The organism is Flavobacterium taihuense (assembly GCF_019351435.1).
Lineage (GTDB): Bacteria > Bacteroidota > Bacteroidia > Flavobacteriales > Flavobacteriaceae > Flavobacterium > Flavobacterium taihuense.
This window is the reverse complement of the sequence record NZ_JAHWYN010000004.1, coordinates 70,268-89,053: the sequence shown is the minus strand read 5'-3', so window position 1 is coordinate 89,053 and position 18,786 is coordinate 70,268. Positions and strand designations below refer to the sequence as shown.

General features: G+C 33.0%; 16 protein-coding genes. 7 read left to right on the top strand and 9 right to left on the bottom strand.

Annotated features, from left to right (window positions below):
- Positions 1-2: 2 nt before the first annotated feature.
- A complete protein-coding gene (locus tag KZH69_RS05735) occupies positions 3-719 on the bottom strand; it encodes a toxin-antitoxin system YwqK family antitoxin (protein WP_219316492.1) in 717 nt (238 codons plus the stop codon).
- Positions 720-1,136: 417 nt separating this feature from the next.
- Between KZH69_RS05735 and KZH69_RS05730 the strand changes: the two genes are divergently transcribed.
- Positions 1,137-2,105: a fasciclin domain-containing protein gene (locus KZH69_RS05730; protein WP_219316491.1), complete on the top strand. Its 969-nt coding sequence runs from the start codon at positions 1,137-1,139 to the stop codon at positions 2,103-2,105.
- Between the two features lie 86 nt (positions 2,106-2,191).
- Here the strand turns inward: KZH69_RS05730 and yidC are convergent, their stop codons facing one another.
- From yidC to guaA, 7 genes are all read right to left on the bottom strand, one after another.
- Positions 2,192-4,090, bottom strand: coding sequence for a membrane protein insertase YidC (gene yidC, locus KZH69_RS05725; protein ID WP_219316490.1), 1,899 nt, complete (start codon positions 4,088-4,090; stop codon positions 2,192-2,194).
- Positions 4,091-4,216: 126 nt separating this feature from the next.
- Positions 4,217-5,830, bottom strand: coding sequence for a CTP synthase (gene pyrG, locus KZH69_RS05720; protein WP_219316489.1), 1,614 nt, complete (start codon positions 5,828-5,830; stop codon positions 4,217-4,219).
- Between the two features lie 168 nt (positions 5,831-5,998).
- Positions 5,999-6,229 (bottom strand): DUF3820 family protein, encoded by a 231-nt coding sequence (locus KZH69_RS05715; RefSeq protein ID WP_219316488.1) that lies wholly within the window; start codon positions 6,227-6,229, stop codon positions 5,999-6,001.
- 82 nt (positions 6,230-6,311) lie between these two features.
- On the bottom strand, positions 6,312-6,713 hold the full coding sequence (locus KZH69_RS05710) for an OsmC family protein (protein WP_219316487.1): 402 nt from the start codon (positions 6,711-6,713) through the stop codon (positions 6,312-6,314).
- A 57-nt stretch (positions 6,714-6,770) separates the two neighbouring features.
- The gene (locus tag KZH69_RS05705; RefSeq protein WP_255557649.1) at positions 6,771-8,729 is read right to left on the bottom strand and encodes a LysM peptidoglycan-binding domain-containing protein; all 1,959 of its coding nucleotides are present in this window, start codon (positions 8,727-8,729) and stop codon (positions 6,771-6,773) included.
- A 64-nt stretch (positions 8,730-8,793) separates the two neighbouring features.
- The gene (locus KZH69_RS05700) at positions 8,794-10,704 is read right to left on the bottom strand and encodes a muramidase family protein (RefSeq protein WP_219316486.1); all 1,911 of its coding nucleotides are present in this window, start codon (positions 10,702-10,704) and stop codon (positions 8,794-8,796) included.
- 61 nt (positions 10,705-10,765) lie between these two features.
- Positions 10,766-12,295 carry a glutamine-hydrolyzing GMP synthase gene (gene guaA, locus KZH69_RS05695; protein ID WP_219316485.1) on the bottom strand — a complete coding sequence of 510 codons (1,530 nt, stop codon included), beginning with the start codon at positions 12,293-12,295 and terminating at the stop codon, positions 10,766-10,768.
- Positions 12,296-12,499: 204 nt separating this feature from the next.
- On the opposite strand from guaA, the gene KZH69_RS05690 reads away from it, so the two are divergent.
- The gene (locus KZH69_RS05690; protein WP_219316484.1) at positions 12,500-13,642 is read left to right on the top strand and encodes a DUF3179 domain-containing (seleno)protein; all 1,143 of its coding nucleotides are present in this window, start codon (positions 12,500-12,502) and stop codon (positions 13,640-13,642) included.
- Between the two features lie 124 nt (positions 13,643-13,766).
- Positions 13,767-14,294 (top strand): hypothetical protein, encoded by a 528-nt coding sequence (locus tag KZH69_RS05685; RefSeq protein ID WP_219316483.1) that lies wholly within the window; start codon positions 13,767-13,769, stop codon positions 14,292-14,294.
- Between the two features lie 23 nt (positions 14,295-14,317).
- On the opposite strand, the gene KZH69_RS05680 is transcribed toward KZH69_RS05685, so the two are convergent.
- A complete protein-coding gene (locus KZH69_RS05680; RefSeq protein ID WP_219316482.1) occupies positions 14,318-14,983 on the bottom strand; it encodes a hypothetical protein in 666 nt (221 codons plus the stop codon).
- A gap of 256 nt (positions 14,984-15,239) precedes the next feature.
- Between KZH69_RS05680 and KZH69_RS05675 the strand changes: the two genes are divergently transcribed.
- The 4 genes from KZH69_RS05675 to KZH69_RS05660 all read left to right on the top strand — a co-directional run bounded on the left by KZH69_RS05675 (position 15,240) and on the right by KZH69_RS05660 (position 18,781).
- The gene (locus KZH69_RS05675; protein WP_219316481.1) at positions 15,240-15,818 is read left to right on the top strand and encodes a hypothetical protein; all 579 of its coding nucleotides are present in this window, start codon (positions 15,240-15,242) and stop codon (positions 15,816-15,818) included.
- 181 nt (positions 15,819-15,999) lie between these two features.
- A complete protein-coding gene (locus KZH69_RS05670) occupies positions 16,000-16,386 on the top strand; it encodes a RidA family protein (protein ID WP_219316480.1) in 387 nt (128 codons plus the stop codon).
- A 65-nt stretch (positions 16,387-16,451) separates the two neighbouring features.
- Positions 16,452-17,708, top strand: a complete 1,257-nt coding sequence (locus tag KZH69_RS05665) for a voltage-gated chloride channel family protein (protein ID WP_219316479.1) — start codon at positions 16,452-16,454, stop codon at positions 17,706-17,708.
- Between the two features lie 68 nt (positions 17,709-17,776).
- On the top strand, positions 17,777-18,781 hold the full coding sequence (locus tag KZH69_RS05660) for a DHH family phosphoesterase (protein WP_219316478.1): 1,005 nt from the start codon (positions 17,777-17,779) through the stop codon (positions 18,779-18,781).
- The last annotated feature ends 5 nt before the right edge of the window (positions 18,782-18,786 follow it).

Below are 18,786 nucleotides of genomic sequence, written 5' to 3'. Positions count from 1 at the left end.
CCTTAATCAATTTTTACTTTATCCCTTTTTAATTGCGGTTTTTTAGGTTTGTCCATATTCTCTTCACTGGTTAATTTCCCATTGACGAAAAATTGCCACTTCCCAACTTTTTTACCATTTTTAAACATCCCTTTCGCAATGACAAGATCATTTGGATCTTTATATATTGCCTCGCCTTCATACTCGCCATTTTTAAAAAAACTATATTCCAAAACAATACCTTTCTCCGAATATTTTTTATAGACACCGTTCTTCAATCCATTTTTATAAATGGTTTCATCTACAATTTTACCGTTAGGATAATATACTGTTCGTGTACCCTCAAGTTTTCCTATTTTATAATTCTCCAATGTCATAATTGCTTTTGAAGCTTTATGATAGTATTTCCATGGGCCTTCACGTAATTTATTGACTTCTTTACCCTCACTCACAACATTTTTGTTCTGATCATAAAAAATTGTATAACATGAATTATCCTTTTCATTAAAAGTTCTTGTGGCTATAGTTGATTTCGCTTTTGTATCGTCAAAAAAATTAAAAACACCAACTTCTTTACCGTGTTCAAAAGTTCCTTCATATCTGGATCTACCAGATTCTTCGTAAAATCCTTTCCAAACACCATGCTTTTTTCCATTTGCATCTACTGGATTATTTTCAGTTTGGGAAAAAACATTTTGGAAACAAAAAAAAAGGATTATCACTCTAAAAATAGTTAACATACAATTTCAATTAAATTATTAAAAAAACAATAAGAAGACAAGCCGCTATTATTTTATAAAAGTACACAAAACTTAATAATCAAAAATCATAACAGACTTTATAATTGTATCTCAATACGTATCGGAATTCATTAAAAAAAAAGAAACAAAAAAAATTAAATTTTGTTTAATATTTTAAAAAAAACATAAATCAAAAAAGAAGAGTAAAAAGCCAACGAAAAATCATAAATAACTAAAATACAACGCATTAATTATAAAGTTACAAATCAAAATTGACACTTAAACAAAATTAAATAAAAACATAAATTATCATTAATTGTTTAATTTTTTTTTAATAACTATAAACAAAATAAAAATATTATAGTTAGCTTTGTTAAGCAATAATCAACTAATAATCAACACTTAACAATTAATATCATGAAAAATTTATTGAAATTCAAAAAGGTAATAGCTTTAGCCCTTCTAATAATTATTGGCACATCATGCAACAATGATGACGACACAACTCCAACACCTGTTGCAGATAATACTATTACGGGAATTGCGTCAAGTAATGCCGATTTCTCAATGTTAGTTGAAGCATTAACAAAAGCTGATTTAACGTCGACCCTAAAAGGAACTGGTCCCTATACAGTATTTGCACCAACGAATGCTGCATTTACCGCTTTCCTCAAAACCACTCCCTACGCAACAATCAAAGACGTCCCAAAAGAAGCTCTAACACAAATATTGCTCAATCACGTAGTAAGTGGCAAAGTAAAATCGACCGATTTAACAACGGGTTACATAAAAACTATGGCCAAAGGTGGAGCATCAACCACCAATACTCTAAGTATGTATGTCAACACTTCATCCGGCGTAAAACTAAATGGAGTAGCTAAAGTGGTTACTGCTGATATCATGGCAACAAATGGGATTATACATGTTGTAGATGCAGTAATAGGGCTTCCTACTATTGTAGATCACGCTACTGCCAACCCAAATTTCACAACATTAGTAGCGGCTTTAACCTATAATCCTGCATCAGGATTTGCTGGTATCTTATCTGGAACTGCAAGTTCACCTTTTACCGTTTTCGCACCAACAAATGATGCATTTGGAGCTTTCTTAACAGAAACTGATTATTCTGGATTAGCTGCAATTCCTGCCAATGTATTAGAAAAAACATTAAAATATCACGTAGTCGCTGGTGCTAATGTACCATCAAGTCAATTGACAAATGATCAAGTTGTAACCACTTATTCAGGACAAGATATTACCGTAAAATTTACCCCTACACGCTTGCTGGATGTGAGCGGCAGAAATTGCAATATCATTGCAGTCGATGTTCAATGCTCCAATGGAATCATACATGTATTAGACAAAGTGCTACTACCCACGTTTTAATAAATATAATTAATTGGTTGTTAATGTAATTTGTTAAAAACGAAAAAGCTCCTATTTACTAGGAGCTTTTCTATTTATTTCTAATTTTATTTCTTTTTGTCTTTTGCTTTTTGAGCTTCGGCTTGCTCCATAGCTTCTTGCAATTTTTGCTGAAATTTACCCGGTTTTTTTGGTTCCTTCAACTTGTTTTCTTGAATTTGAGCATGAATTTTATCGGGATCAACTATGTGATTTTTGATTACAAACATAATACCGATAGTAATTAAATTGGACATAAAGTTATACAAACTCAATCCAGCACCATAACTATTGAAAAAAATCAACATCATAATTGGTGAAATATAGATCATATATTTCATCATTTTAGCCATATCTGGCATTCCTTCTTGTTGAGGAGCAGCCATTTGCTGGTCGCCAGATGTCATTTTCATGTAAAAGAAAATAGCTATTGCCGCCATTATAGGAAACAAACTAATATGACTTCCGTATAACGGGATATGAAAAGGTAATTGGTAAACAGAATCATATGAAGATAAATCATCTGCCCAAAGGAAACTTTTTTGTCTTAATTCGAAAGCAGAGGGGAAAAACTGAAATGAAGCATACATAAATGGAATCTGAATCAAAGCCGGAATACAACCTGCCATAGGATTCACTCCCGCTTTATTATACAATTTCATTGTTTCCTGTTGCTTCTTCATTGGGTCTTTTTTAAATTTCTCCCCCAATTCAGTAATCTCTGGTCTCAGTACTTTCATTTTGGCCTGAGACAAGAATGATTTATAGGTAATGGGCGACATCGCAATTTTAATGATAATCGTAAAAATTATAATTGCAATTCCATAAGATATATTACCACTTAAAAATCCAAATAATGGAATGAATATAAACTTATTAATCCAACCAAAAATCCCCCAACCAAGCGGAATAACTTTCTCTAAATTTTTATTGTATGCTTTTAAAGTTTTATAGTCTGAAGGACCAAAATACCAACTCATCTTATAATCCAGTTCACCATTTGTATAAGCTAAAGGAACATTTGCATTAAATTGCTTAATATAGGTTGTATCAATAGCTTCATCAACAACTAATTTATTCGACTTTAATACCGATTTAGCAAACGGAGTATTAGTCAATAAAATAGTACTGAAAAAATGCTGCTTGAATGCTACATAACTTACTTTATCCGGAGCCTCTTCTTTATTATTTCCGTCGCCTACATAATTGGTTTTCCCCTCTTCATATTCATAATGAATTTCGGTAAACCTGTTTTCTATAGCAATACTTTTCTCTGTTCTAAACGTTTTTAAATTCCACTGTAAATCCAATGGTTTAGCCGTATTCAAAACTTTGTTTAAACCTTGGGAACGAATATCAAAACCAACCATATAATCGTTTGGTTTCAAACTGTATTTGTATTCTAAATACTCATTAGCTCCAGATTTCAATTTCATTGAAAGCACTTGATCGGCACCAACCTTAGTCAATGTAGGCTCGAAATACAAGTCTTTTGTATTTAAAACTCTATTATCGCTTGTTTGCAATTGAATATTCAAATCGGCATTGTTGTCTTTAATCAAAGAAACCAATTGCCCTGAATTCTTTTTGAATTTTTCGAAATTTTTCAAAGTAGCTTCTACAATATAACCACCTTTGTTAGCAATTTTTAATACTACAAAATCATTTTCGATTGTTGTAACATCATTTTTAGCTGAAGGCAAAGTTGCAGAATAAGCAAAACCACCTAACGTTTTTTGCAATTGGGCCAATTGTGTAGAATCACCAGCTACAACAGCCGTAGCAGTAACAACAGGTTTTACCGCTGCAGCTTTAGCTTGTGCTTCTTTTGCAACCAATTCTTTTTTAGCCTTTTCTGCAGCAAGAGTTGCCTCTGATGGTTTGTTTTGGTACATCATCCATATAAAAATACCAATTATCAACACAATACCTATAACCGAGTTAAGGTCTAATTTTTTTTCTTCCATTTTATTTATTGTTGTTTTTCGTCTTCCTAAATTTAAATAAATTAGAAACTGAATCCGTTAGTCTTCAAAACAACTTTAATGTTACATTTTATAACATTATCAAAGCCTTGAAAATCTATTTTACTTTTATTTCTTTTTCCCTTTTACGGCTGCTGCAACAAAACTCACAAAAATTGGATGTGGATTGGCTACGGTACTTTTATATTCAGGATGGTATTGTACTCCAATAAAGAAAGGATGATCTGCCAATTCTACAATTTCTACAAGACCTGTATCTGGATTAACACCTGAAGAAATCAATCCTGCTTTTTGCAATTGACTCACATACTGACTGTTGTATTCGTAACGGTGACGGTGACGTTCTGATATAGATGTTTTTCCGTAGATCTTAAATGCCAATGAATCAGGTGTGATATCACATTTCCAGGCTCCAAGACGCATTGTTCCACCTTTATCGGTAACATTTTTTTGATCTTCCATCAAATTCACAACTGGATTCGAAGTTTTATCATTCATTTCGGTAGAATTTGCATCAGCCAAACCTAAAATATTTCTAGAATATTCGATAATCGCCATTTGCATTCCCAAACAAATTCCAAAAAAAGGAACTTTATTTTCACGAGCATAACGAATTGCTTCTATTTTACCTTCAATTCCTCTCTCTCCAAAACCTGGAGCTACAAGAATTCCATCTAATCCAGATAATTTTTCTTTAATATTTTCTGCATCTATAAATTCAGAATGTATCGAAATCACATTTACTTTGGTTTCATTCGTAGCACCTGCATGAATGAAAGCCTCCAAAATTGATTTGTAACAATCTTGCATTTCCACATATTTCCCAATCAAACCAATGTTTACGGTATGTTTTGGAAATTTTAATCTACGTAGAAAGGTATTCCAGTTTTTTAAATCTGGAGCTGCTTTTTTAGGCAAATCCAATTTTTTCAAAGCCACCACATCCAATCCTTCTTCCAACATTAAATTTGGAACTTCGTAAATTGTAGAAGCATCAATAGATTGAATAACTGCCTCTCTTTTTACATTACAAAACAAGGCTAATTTATTGCGAATTTCATCAGAAATCTCATGTTCTGTTCTACAAACCAAGATATCAGCTTTGATTCCGCTTTCCATCAAAGTTTTTACAGAGTGTTGTGTTGGTTTTGTTTTTAATTCACCAGCAGCTGCCAAATAAGGAACCAATGTTAAATGAATAACAATTGCATTATGCTCCCCTAGATCCCAAACCAATTGACGAACTGATTCTATATAAGGTAAAGACTCTATATCCCCAACAGTACCACCAATTTCGGTAATAACAATATCATAATCACCTGAATTACCAAGCAATTGCATTCTTTCTTTAATCTCGTTTGTGATATGAGGTACAACTTGAACCGTTTTACCCAAAAATTCTCCTCTACGTTCTTTTTCTATTACCGAAAGATAAATTCTACCTGTAGTGACGTTATTTGCCTGAGAAGTAGGTACGTTCAAAAAACGTTCGTAATGTCCTAAATCCAAATCAGTTTCCGCTCCATCATCAGTTACATAACATTCGCCATGTTCGTATGGATTTAAAGTACCAGGGTCAACATTGAGATAAGGATCAAATTTTTGAATAGTCGTTCTGTACCCTCTTGCTTGTAACAATTTTGCTAAAGATGCCGCTATAATTCCTTTTCCTAAAGAAGAAGTCACACCGCCTGTAACAAAAATATATTTCGTTTGATTCATTCTGTTGTTGTTTGTATTGTAGTTGTGTAAAAAACGTCGCAAAAGTACAAATTTAATTGGAATACTAGACTGTCCAATTATTAGAATTTTAGACTTATTAGATTATTGGCTAATTAGCAAACAACTTTAATCTAACATTAGAAAATTCCAAATAAATTAACAATCCAATTAAGGTTTTGGATATTTCTTTTTTATATTACGAATTAATTCTTCGAGTCCATTGAGTTTTAGCTCGTAAATTAATTTCAACTGTTCACCCAATTCTCCTTTTGGAAAACCTTTATTACTGTACCAAACAATATAATATTCGGGGATATCGATAAGAAACCAGCCTCCGTATTTCCCAAAGGGCATTTTGGTGTGCGCTAGTTTTATGAGTTGTTTCTGGTTTTGATCCATTTTTAAAAAAATAGAAAATAGAGAATAGACGTACTGAAGAATTCCTTATCCTATACTCTGTTTTCTATATTCTTAATTTAATTTAATTCCAATTAAAAACAATTCGCTTGTCAATATCAGTATTCAAGCTCAAGAAAACAGGACAAGTCATCGCTGCTCTTTCCAGAATCGTTTTATCTTTTTGCACAAAAACTCCAACCATTTCAAAAACAATTTCAATTGCTCCGATACGTCTTGGTTCGGCATTCATGATTTTAGTAACCGCTGCAGTTGAGCCTTTAAAATCAACATTCAAGTCTCTCGCTTTTATTCCCATTATCGTCATCATACACGTAGCCAAAGCATTGGCAACTGAATCTGTTGGAGAGAAAACTTCGCCTTTTCCATTATTGTCAACTGGTGCATCGGATAAGATTTCGCTACCCGATTGTATGTGTATAGAGGAAGTTCTTAAATCTCCCAAATAAGTTACTTTTGAAGTCATTTTAATTTTGAGTTACGAGTTATCTGTTATCTGCAATCTGAATACTGCAAACTAGTTTCACCTTGCTTCTTTAATAGTCAAATCAGTATCATAATACAAGATATAGGTTCCGTTATTTACATAACCTCCCTCTTCTTTTTTACGATATTCAAACTTATTTTCCACTTGTTCGGTTATCATAGTCTCAGCAGTTTCTTGATAGGTTTTATCTTGAGACAAACGCATCATGGTATCAAAAGTGATATCAAAACCTCGGATAGCAAATGTACTTGGATTGACTTTATTCTTTTTTCTATAACTCTGCATGAATAATTGAGCCTCTGGAGAGGTATTCTCGCGAGTTGCGGAAGGATACATTAAATGCAGTTTAGTCAAATTCTCAAAACTGATTTCATCAGTATCCAAAGTTTCATTTGGCTCCAAAATTACCAATTGCACTTGATAATTGGCCATTACACCGAGCATGGTGTTCATGGTATACTTTATCATTCCCGTATTAGCAGTTTCCAAAATAACATAATTAATTTTGTCCTTTACCAATAATTTTTTAAAACTTTCGACATCCAAACCTCCTGTTGCAGTTAATGGCGCAATTTTAACCTCTTTTTGGTTTTCTAAAATGTACTTTCTTATCGTTTCTTTTTTCTTGTCAATCACTGCAATTACATTGCCTTGTTTAGCATTCATAAAATCAAACATGGCGCTTTTCAAAACAGCTGTCGACACAATAGACTGGTATAAATTGGGCATCGGATTACCAGTATCTTTAGACAATGGTGAAATCACTGGAACATTATTTTGCGCAAACAAACTTGCCGTTTTTTCAACATTACTTTGATAAAATGGTCCAACTACTGCATCTGCATTGGCAAGATTGTTATCACTAAAAATAGAAGCAACGCTTGAAGTTGTTTTTGCCTCATTGGAATCAAAAATTTTCACATCCATAACAACACCAACTTGTTTAGCAGAATCTATTGCCATCAAAGCTCCCGAATAAAAATCCAAAGTCATATTTAGAAATTTATCATTATTCAATCGATTCACATTAGAACTGATAGTATCTCCTCCATTTTTTGCAATATTGAACGGTAGTAACAATACCAAAGTCTTTTTAATGTCACTGCTTTTTTTAGTTAAAACTACTTTTTGCTTAACTGAGTTCGATGCGATTTGATTTGATTTTGATGGCACTTTTAAAACCATTCCTTCTTGAACACCCGCGGATAAAGCAGGATTCAATTCAATTAATTGCTGTTGTGTCAATCCAAACATTTTTGATAAACTATAAAATGTTTCTTTTGGTTTCACCGTATAATCAATATAATTTACTGGTTCAGGAACACTGACAGCTACATGTTTTTCACTTACAACTTTTGTTTCGGCAGGAACAACTTTGGCGACAGGCTTTGACCCATTTCCTTTTATCAACAACTCATATCCAACAGCTAAATTAGCTACAATCTCGGGATTTTTCCTTTCTAATTCTTCAATTGTCATACCATATTGTTTAGCGATCGAATACTTGGTTTCCTTTGGCAACACTGTATGATAAACCACCACATTTTTTGCAACAACACTGGTTTTAGAAGTGTTTTTAGAAGGAATGTTCAAAATCTGACCTACTTGTAAACCGTATTTTTCTATATCTGGATTGGCTTTTTTCAAAGCTTCATCCGTTATATCGTATTTTTTTTCAATTCCAAATAGGGTTTCTTTAGCAACCACTAAATGTGTTTTTGGCTGCTGCTTAGCCGTTTTTGATGAAGTCACATTACTTTTCCCATTACTTTTTGGAATCAGCAATACGCTGTTGGGTTTCAATCCGTTTTGTGCATCAGGATTGAGTTTATAAATTTCATAAGGAGTGATTTTAAATTTTTGAGCAATTTGGCTCACTGTTTCTCCTTTACCTACAACGTATTTATCTATCTTTTCTTGTGAAAAACTCGAGGTTACTGAAAATAAAATAGTACAAAATACTACTGAAAAATAATTCATATTAGTGGGGTTCATGTGTGTTTTTTAGTGCAGTAAAAATACTGTGTTTATGGCAAATATTCCTTTTCGAGCTGTTAATTTATTCCTTAATTATGTTTTCACTGATTACATTAGCGATAAACATTTTTTCAAAAAGTGGCTTCCCTTGCTTTTGAATGCACTCGTATTGAGCTTCCTCTTTAGTAAAAGCAATCTTAGAATAAACGTTGTAGGCCAGTACATTCATATTATAAAAAAAATTAGCATCCAAAGAACCCGAATCAATTAATTTCTTAATAAAAGCATCTCTTTCCTTTGCTTCCTCAAATGTCCCAATTATGACATAGTAACCTGCTTTTAAATCCTTTATATTATCCAAAGTTTCAATTTTAATTGCTTTAACTTTAGTAGGTTGCTTGGCCAATTCATTTTTCATTTGATCAAAAGTAAGCGTCTTAGACGCCACTCCTGTTTTAGCTGCGGTTTTATTTTGAGACTCATAAGCCTTATTTTGGTAACTTTGATTTTTCAATTTGGCCAAATTATCGTCAAACAACCGAGCTTGTTTACTATAAAAAGTTGCCTTACTGATGTGCAGATTTAATTCAGATTTGCTTTCTCTATTTAAGGAATCCAGTTTCGTAATCAGCTTAATGTTATTCAAATCCCTAACACGTTGTTCCATTTCCATATTTTTCAAATCTACTGGAGTCAATTTCACAGATTTTTCATCGGCCGTTTTTGCTTTGCTGTTTTCTCGAATACTTTTTTTGTATTCTTGATTTTCTTCTACAACAATTCGCTCCGCTTTATCCATCAAACCGGAATATACTTTTCTGTTTTCGGCCAATTGTTTTTTAAGCTGTTGCGACAATTCATTGGTTTTTTGAATGTTCTCATTGGATATTTTTTGCAAACGAATCGATTCATCAAGATCAACCAATTCTGTTTTTTTTAAATCATTTAAATCTTTACCCATCGTCTTTACCAAAGAATCCAATTTAACCAAAAGAATTTCTTGAATGTTTTTATTGGCTTCCAAAACCATTTTAAGTTTTTCGGCAGAACCCTCTTTGGTATTGTCAATTTCTTTTAGATTTACCAAAAGACCATTTACATTAATCACCTTTTGATTGATTTCTTCTTGTAATATTAGTTTTTCTTTTAGGCTATTAATTTCTTTGGTATTAGCTTTGGATTTTTCAACCACAACTTGTTTTTCTGCCAAAGCAAGCATTAATTCTTCATTTTCATTGGTTGGCTTTACTTCGTTTACATTGATGGCCAATTTATTTCCTTCGGTCAATCCATTTACAATTTCTGGGTTTTGGGATTCTAATTGTTCTACAGTAATTCCAAATTGTTTCGCTATTGAATACTTGGTTTCTTTTGCTTTTACCACATAAAAAACAGTTTCGGCATTGATAACTCTAATTCTACCGTCAAGCGTTTTCTTTTTATTTGGAATTTTAATTTCTTGTCCAACCTGCAATCCGTCTTTTAAAATAGCCGAATTAGCTTTATCTAAATCTTCAACAGATACATTATAAAGCCTGGCAATACTAAATAATGACTCTTTAGGCTGAACTAAATGAGTGTTTTTTGCAATACCAGTTTCTGTTTTCTGAGTAGTATCTTGTGGTATAACTAATTGTTGTCCTACTTGTAATCCATTGGCTAAAGCTACAGCATTTGCACTTTGGATGGCTTCTACTTTTACATTATACTTGGTCGACAAACCAAACAATGTTTCTTTTGGGGCAACAATATGAGTAATTGTATTTTTTGATTGAGGAAGTAATTCTGGAACGTTCAGCATTTGGTTTTCTGCGATTCCGTTTTGGGCTTCTGGATTAAGTCTGTAAATTTCAGAAGGAGTAGTGTTGTAGTTTTGAGCGATTTGGGGGATTGTTTCGCCTTTTAAAACAGTGTGTTTTGTTGCAGATTGCTGTCCAAAAGAGACATTAGAAACAAAACCGATAAATAATAAAACTCTTAAAAGTCCTTTCATAAATATAATTTTAAAAATTAAGTCGTTACAAATGTAACGACTTAATGTTAAAAAAATTATATTATTCCCACTCAATTGTTGCTGGTGGTTTTGAACTTATATCGTAAACAACACGATTCACTCCTTTTACTTTATTGATAATATCATTCGACACTTTCATCAAGAATTCATAAGGAAGGTGTACCCAGTCAGCAGTCATTCCGTCTGTAGATTCTACAGCACGAAGTGCAACCACTTTCTCATAAGTACGTTCATCTCCCATAACACCAACACTGTTTACAGGCAATAAAATGGCTCCTGCTTGCCAAACTTTATCATACAATCCCCAAGATTTTAATCCATCGATAAAGACTTTATCAACATCTTGCAAAATTTGCACTTTCTCTAAAGTAATATCTCCTAAAATCCTGATGGATAATCCAGGTCCTGGAAAAGGATGTCTTCCTAACAATTCTGGATCAATTCCTAAAGTTGCTCCTACTCTACGCACTTCATCTTTGAAAAGCATGCGCAAAGGTTCAACCACTTTTAATTTCATATAATCCGGCAAACCACCCACATTATGGTGTGATTTGATAGTTGCCGATGGTCCTTTTACCGAAACCGATTCGATTACGTCAGGATATATAGTTCCTTGGGCTAACCAAGTAACATCTTCTATACGATGGGATTCAATATCAAAAACTTCGATGAAGGCGTTACCAATTGCTTTTCTTTTCAATTCAGGATCAGTAACTCCGGCCAAGGCATCATAGAAACGTTGAGAAGCATCTACACCTTTCACGTTCAATCCCATTCCTTCGTATTGATCTAAAACGCTTTGGAATTCATTTTTTCTAAGCAATCCGTTATTAACAAAAATACAATACAGGTTTTTACCAATTGCTTTATTCAATAAAACCGCTGCCACTGTTGAATCTACACCTCCTGAAAGACCTAAAACAACTTTGTCGTTTCCGATTCTTTCTTTCATTTCAGCCACTATTTCTTCAACGAAAGCATTTGGTGTGAAATTTTGAGGGACGTGGGCAATTTTTACCAAGAAATTCTCCAGCATTTTTGAACCATCCGTAGAGTGAAAAACTTCAGGATGGTATTGAATGGCATAAGTAGTTTCCCCTTCAATTTTGTAAGCGGCATATTCTACATCATGTGTACTGGCCAATTTCACTCCATTAGTTGGTAATGCTTTAATACTATCACTATGGCTCATCCAAACTTGGCTGTTTTCAGAAACACCTTCAAAGAAAATCTCATCTTCTTTGATATAAGACAAATTGGCTCTACCATATTCTCTAGTATTGGAAGCAGCTACTTCACCACCACTAAAATGAGATAAATATTGCGCACCGTAACATACGGCTAACATTGGTAGTTTACCTCTAATTTGTGATAAATCTGGATGTGGTGCATCTTCTCCTCTGACAGAGAAAGGGCTTCCTCCAAGAATTACGGCTTTATAACTTGATAAATCACTCGGAAAATGATTGTAAGGAAAAATTTCGCAGAATATATTTAATTCGCGAACTCTACGCGCAATAAGCTGTGTATATTGCGATCCGAAATCTAAAATAAGTACGTTGTGTTGCATGCGCAAAAATACTTTATATATTCGGATTTGAAAAATTGTATTTTGAAAAATTTTTATTTTATTTTTATCGAATAACTTTTCTTTATTTTAAGCAAAAGAGTTAAAAAAATTCAAGAAAAAGCAACAAAAAAGAAAAAATACACAATTTACAACTAATTATAAAAAAACAAAACCTACTATTAATTAAAACCAAATCTATGTACTATGGCAAAAAAAATCTACTACTTAGGCATACTAGGAATAGTATTGTTTGAAATTGCAAATGTTTATTTCATAATGCCAATGCCCGGAAGTCAAGAAATGAACAGTATTGATTTGGCTTATTTTTTATATTCATGGCGATGGATTTTTAGATTGGTTTTTATACTAATGTTACTTTATGGTTTTAAAGCTGCCTTTCAAAAATCCAAAATTCTCTCCCTTATATTTTTTGTTATCGCTATAGGAATTGGTTATGCCACAAATTATGTCATGGCAGCAGATTCGATGTTCCTCCAAACCCATAACCTAAAAATGAGTGATGCTTCAAAAAGTAAAATCAATACAAGTCGAATTGTTATTGGGATAACATATAAAGGAGAATCAAGAGCTTATCCGATACAATTTTTAGGATATCACCATCAGGTATTTGATACCATTGCTCAACATCCTATACTGGTAACGTATTGTACAGTTTGCAGATCTGGACGTGTTTTTGAACCAATCGTAAATGGCACAAAAGAAACTTTCAGATTGGTCGGTATGGATCATTTTAATGCAATGTTTGAAGACCAAACAACCAAAAGCTGGTGGAGACAAGCTACTGGTGAAGCTATTGCCGGAACTTTAAAAGGGCAATCATTACCTGAATTACCAAGCCGCCAAATGTCATTGAAGCAATGGTTAGCCTTAAATCCAAAAAGTTTAATTATGCAAATGGATAAAGGCTTCAAAACCGAGTATGATAGTTTAAGCAATTATGAATCCGGCAGAAGAAAAGGAAATCTAACAAGGAGAGACACGCTTTCGTGGAAAGACAAATCATGGATTGTTGGTATTACAGTTGACAATCAAAGCAAAGCCTATGACTGGAATGATTTTGTCAAGAAAAGAATCATTTATGATGTAATCAACAACAAACCTATTGTATTGATTTTGGCTAATGATAATACGAGTTTTATTGCTTTCGAAAGAAGCAGTAAAGAACAAAAATTCAATTTGACAAACACTGTTTTAAATGATGGTCAAAACGAATACACCTTTCTAGGCCAATCAAGAAACCCTTTAATTAGAGACCTTAAACCGATAAAAGCCTATCAAGAATATTGGCATAGCTGGAAGACATTCCATCCATTTACACTAAAATAACTTGTATGCTCTGGACCCAGCCACTATAATAATTCAACTCGAATACCGTTATGAGATAGAATTGAATTTTCCATTTATAGCATATATTCGCAAAAAAAATCCAAATCCTAAATCTTAACCTAAAATGAAATCTAAAAAAATTACAATTATTGCGATATTATCGCTGCTAGTCATTTCGTGTAATGCAGTTGATCAATTATTAACTTTCACCATTTCGAATCAAACTACATTCAAAATAAATAGTGGACTCCCTTTTAATTCACCTTTTGAAGTAGCTACTCCTGATGTTACCACGAACTCTACATCTGAATTTAAGAACAACAATACCAATGCAAATTTAGTCAAAGATGTAAAATTACAAGAATTAAAATTGAGTATCACAAGTCCTGCAGATAAAACATTTAGTTTTCTGAAATCGGTTCACATGTACATTTCCACAACCGCAGATGATGAAATAGAACTAGCTTTTCAAGATAATATTAGTTCAACTACAAATACAATCATTCTAACCTGTACTTCTCAAAAATTAGACAAATACATCAAGGCTTCCAGTTATAAAATAAGAACAACTGTAACTACAAAGGAAACTTTGACTCAAGAGACAACCATAAAAGCGGATATGAAATTTAAAGTTACTGCAGATCCTTTTTAATTGATCTCCAAAAAAGTTTCAAACTATTCTTTGACAAGAATAATGGTAGCTTTAAAACCTGTTCCCAGATTCCATTCACTAGCCGAAACCAGTTTTTTATCATCATCATAAACTCTGAATTCGGCTGTATTTGGACCAGAATCTCCTTGATTTAGCGCTTCAAAATCTATTTTATTAAATCCCTTTTGTAAAGCAATTTCAAATCCTTTAAAATTACTGTCCAGATACACTTGAGACTGAATAACAACTCCATTCAAGTAAACCCGAATTAAATCACCATCAACAAATTGTGCATCTCGATACATTACCTGTGCAGAAACTGATGTGGTTTTATAAGTACCTAAACTTTGATTACGACGGTAAGCAATTCCTTCCTGACGATCTGTTTTTTTGTTTAACTTATCTCTAATTTCATCCCCGGGATTGATAAACTCATTCTTTGGGATCATAGAAATTTCACTTTTTATTTCTAATTTATAATCCGTAATAGCATTCGGTGGATTTGGATTTTTATAAACATTGGGTGGAATAATAACTGGGAAATCAGTAGGCGGCGGAGTTTCCTTTTTTTCGGGTTTTGGTTTTATAGTAGCTGGTGGAATGCTCTTAAACTTTGTACTAGACTCAAATTGAGCATAAGTACAAGTTGTAAAACCTATTAGAAAAATAAATAAATAAATTTGCTTCATAGTATTAAAAAAGTAGGTTTTCTATTTTAAAACATTTCCAAAAATAAAAAAACAGCACTTATAAAATCACAAAACTAACATAATTTATTCCCTTTGGCTTGTTAAGATATTCTAAATTTAAAAAAAACAAAAAAACTCCATCTTCAAAACCACTGAGTATAAATCCTTAACAATTTAATACCTTTTTAATCATACAGCTTTTTTCCTTTTATTTAATTTAAAATATAGATTTGAAAAAAAATAAATAAATTTAAAAATGAAGACTTTTTTATTTAGTACCTGCTTGTTATTAATTTTTATTAATGCAAGTGGACAAACCAAAAATGAAGTGCTTTTTCAAGCAAAAATAGAAAACAGAAATTGGGATCATCTCTACATTAAAGACACCGATTATAATACAGTACAAATAATAGATATCGATAACGATGGCCTTTTCAAAGCTGACCTATCATCTATAAAGGATGGTTTGTATTTATTATTTGATGGCACTGAATATTTCAAAATCTATCTCAAAAAAGGATATGATTTACAAATTACGATGGATGCCAATCATTTTAGGGAAACAATTAAGTATAGTGGAACTGGATCTGATATCAATAATTTCCTAGCCAAAGAATCGGCTTATGAAGTTGATTATGATTATGGAAAACTATCCAGTGCCAAAACAAACAAAAAAATAGAAAAACTGATTGCTGAAAAAGAAAAGACAGCTATACATAGACTGAATGCAAACCCAAATTTTGACAAAGAATTTGTCGCCATCGAACTGGGCGCTTATAAATCGCATTCAGATGAATTAAAAAAATATTATGGCGAACTCCGTGAAATGAACTAACAGAAATTAAAATATCCCGGTTATTTTGTTATAAAAAAGAAATATACCTCCCAGAAAGCCTCTACTACAAATAGAGGCCTTTTTTTTAATTCTAATTTTTATAAATTGCGGACTTTAACAGAAAACCCGATGATTCGGGGAATACCGTGAAGAGCAATTAACAAATCTAAAAAACTAAATAATGAAAAGAGAAAACATCTTAACTGGTTCACCATGGGAAGACAAAATGGGGTATTGTCGTGCAGTTCGCATTGGAAACATCATTGAAGTATCAGGTACTGTTGCCATAATTGATACTGAAAAAGTAAAGGCGGATGATGCTTATGCACAAACATTAAACATCCTAGAAAGAGTAGAAAAAGTGTTAGAAGATCTTAACGCAGGAATGAAAGACGTAATTCGTACCCGAATATTCACTACGGATGTTTCTACTTTTGAAGCTGTAGCAAAAGCGCATGCCACTTTTTTTAAAGACATCAAACCTACAACAGGGTTTTATGGCATCAATCAATTGGTTGCTCCAGAATATTTGGTAGAAATTGAATTTACAGCAATTGCACCTGAATAATTCAAAATATAATACGAATTGTAATACTTTAGCATAAAATTTATTTTCAAAAAGTATTGCAATCGATGAATTTTCAAAAAATAAAACAACTAATGCCTATTACTATCAAATGGATTTTCATTTGTAGTTTGATAGGCATTTTTTCTGGTTCGGCCTCAGCCTTTTTCTTGGTTTCATTAGAGTATGTTACCCAAGTTAGGAATCACAACAATTGGATTATTTGGTTCTTACCTCTTGGTGGTCTACTTATTGGATATCTTTACTACTATTTTGATTCCAAAATCGCAAAAGGAAACAATTTGCTTTTGGAAGAATACAACAAACCCGAGAAAAAGATTCCATTTATGATGGCTCCATTGGTACTTGTGGGCACATTGATCACGCATCTCTTCGGAGGATCAGCGGGCCGAGAAGGCACTGCTGTGCAAATGGGAGGTGCCATTGCCGATTTGTTTTCCAAAATCTTCACACTGAATCATTCTGAAAGAAGAACATTGATTATTTTGGGAATCAGTGCTGGTTTTGCTTCGGTTTTTGGAACACCGCTAGCGGGAGCAATATTCGCTTTGGAAGTTGTTTTTTTTAACAAAATTAATTTCAGAGGCATTGTTCTTTCTTTTCTGGTAGCCCACATAGCATATTATACTGTTGAATTCTGGGAAATAAAGCACACTCACTATAGTATCCCCGCTGTTCCCGAAATAAATTTTACCATTTTATTTTGGATAAGTATTGCCAGTATTTTATTTGGATTAGCCGCTTTACTTTTTGCAAGAAGCACCCATTTTTGGGGAAAATTATTTTCCAAGAACATAAAATACCCACCATTAAGACCTTTCATTGGCGGTGTTGTATTAGCCATAACGATTTACTGTATTGGCACCACAAAATACATTGGACTAGGAGTACCAATGATTGTAAACGCTTTTTCTATTTATAATGCGCCGTATGATTTTCTTTTAAAAATACTTTTTACCGGATTTACACTTGGAGCTGGATTTAAGGGAGGCGAAGTAACCCCACTCTTTTTTGTGGGAGCTACACTGGGAAGTGCCTTGGCTGTAATTTTTCCTTTGCCAATAGCTTTATTAGCCGGAATGGGATTTGTCGCTGTTTTTTCGGGGGCGACTCACACTCCTATCGCTTGTACAGTTATGGGAATGGAACTTTTTGGTATGGAAAGTGGTGTTTACATTGGAATAGCTTGCATCATTTCTTACTTTTTTTCAGGTTCGATTGGCATTTACAAATCTCAAATTGTGAAAGGTCCAAAAGCGATTCTATACCAAAGTATTAGAAAAAAAGGATTGAAATATTTCTAAAATTATATAATTTGTTAATTTCTTAAATGATTTCAACTTTTAGTTTAAAAAATGTAATTTCGCAAACTATGAATACACACGACATACAAGCGATACAGTTGTTATTATCAACTCCAAAAAAAATTGCCATAATTCCGCATCGAGGTCCAGACGGAGACGCCATGGGTTCAACATTAGCATTATATCATTTTTTATTAAAAAACAATCACTATCCAACAGTGATTTCTCCAAATGATTTTCCCGATTTCCTAGCTTGGATGCCAGGCTCTGATTCGGTTAAAATATACGAAAAAAATAAAGAGGTTTGTACCAAAATCCTTGAAGAAGCTGAACTTATTTTTACTTTGGATTTTAATGCACTTCACAGAGTGGGCGAAATGGAACAGGTTTTAGAAAAACTTACCACTCCCTTTATCATGATAGACCATCATCAAAGGCCAGATGACTATGCTACTTATACCTATTCGGATGTTGCATTTGGCTCTACTTGCGAAATGGTGTATAACTTCATTTGCTTTTTAGGAAAAAAGCAAGATATTGATAAAACAATAGCTACTTGCATCTACACCGGAATCCTGACTGATTCTGGTTCATTCCGATTCCCAAAAACCACTGGAACAACCCACAGAATCATTGCCGAATTGATTGATCTTGGAGTTGAAAACAGTTTAATCCCAACATTATTATTCGATAATAGCTCTTATAACCGTTTGCAATTACTCGGAAGAGCATTGCAAAACATGAAAGTGATGATGGATCATAAAACATCTTACACTTCATTAACACAAGAGGAATTAAACAGTTTCAATTATATAAAAGGGGATACCGAAGGTATTGTCAATTATGGTTTAAGTATAAAGGGCATTGTCTTTACCGCTATTTTCATCGAAAATAAAGAAGAAGGAATCATCAAAATTTCTTTCCGTTCACAAGGTGATTTTGATGTAAATCAATTTGCCAGAGATTATTTTCAAGGCGGTGGCCACAGTAATGCGGCAGGTGGAAAATCAGAAGTTTCGATGGAAGAAACATTACATAAATTTGAAAGTTTAGTACAAAATTTAAAAATATAATAGCC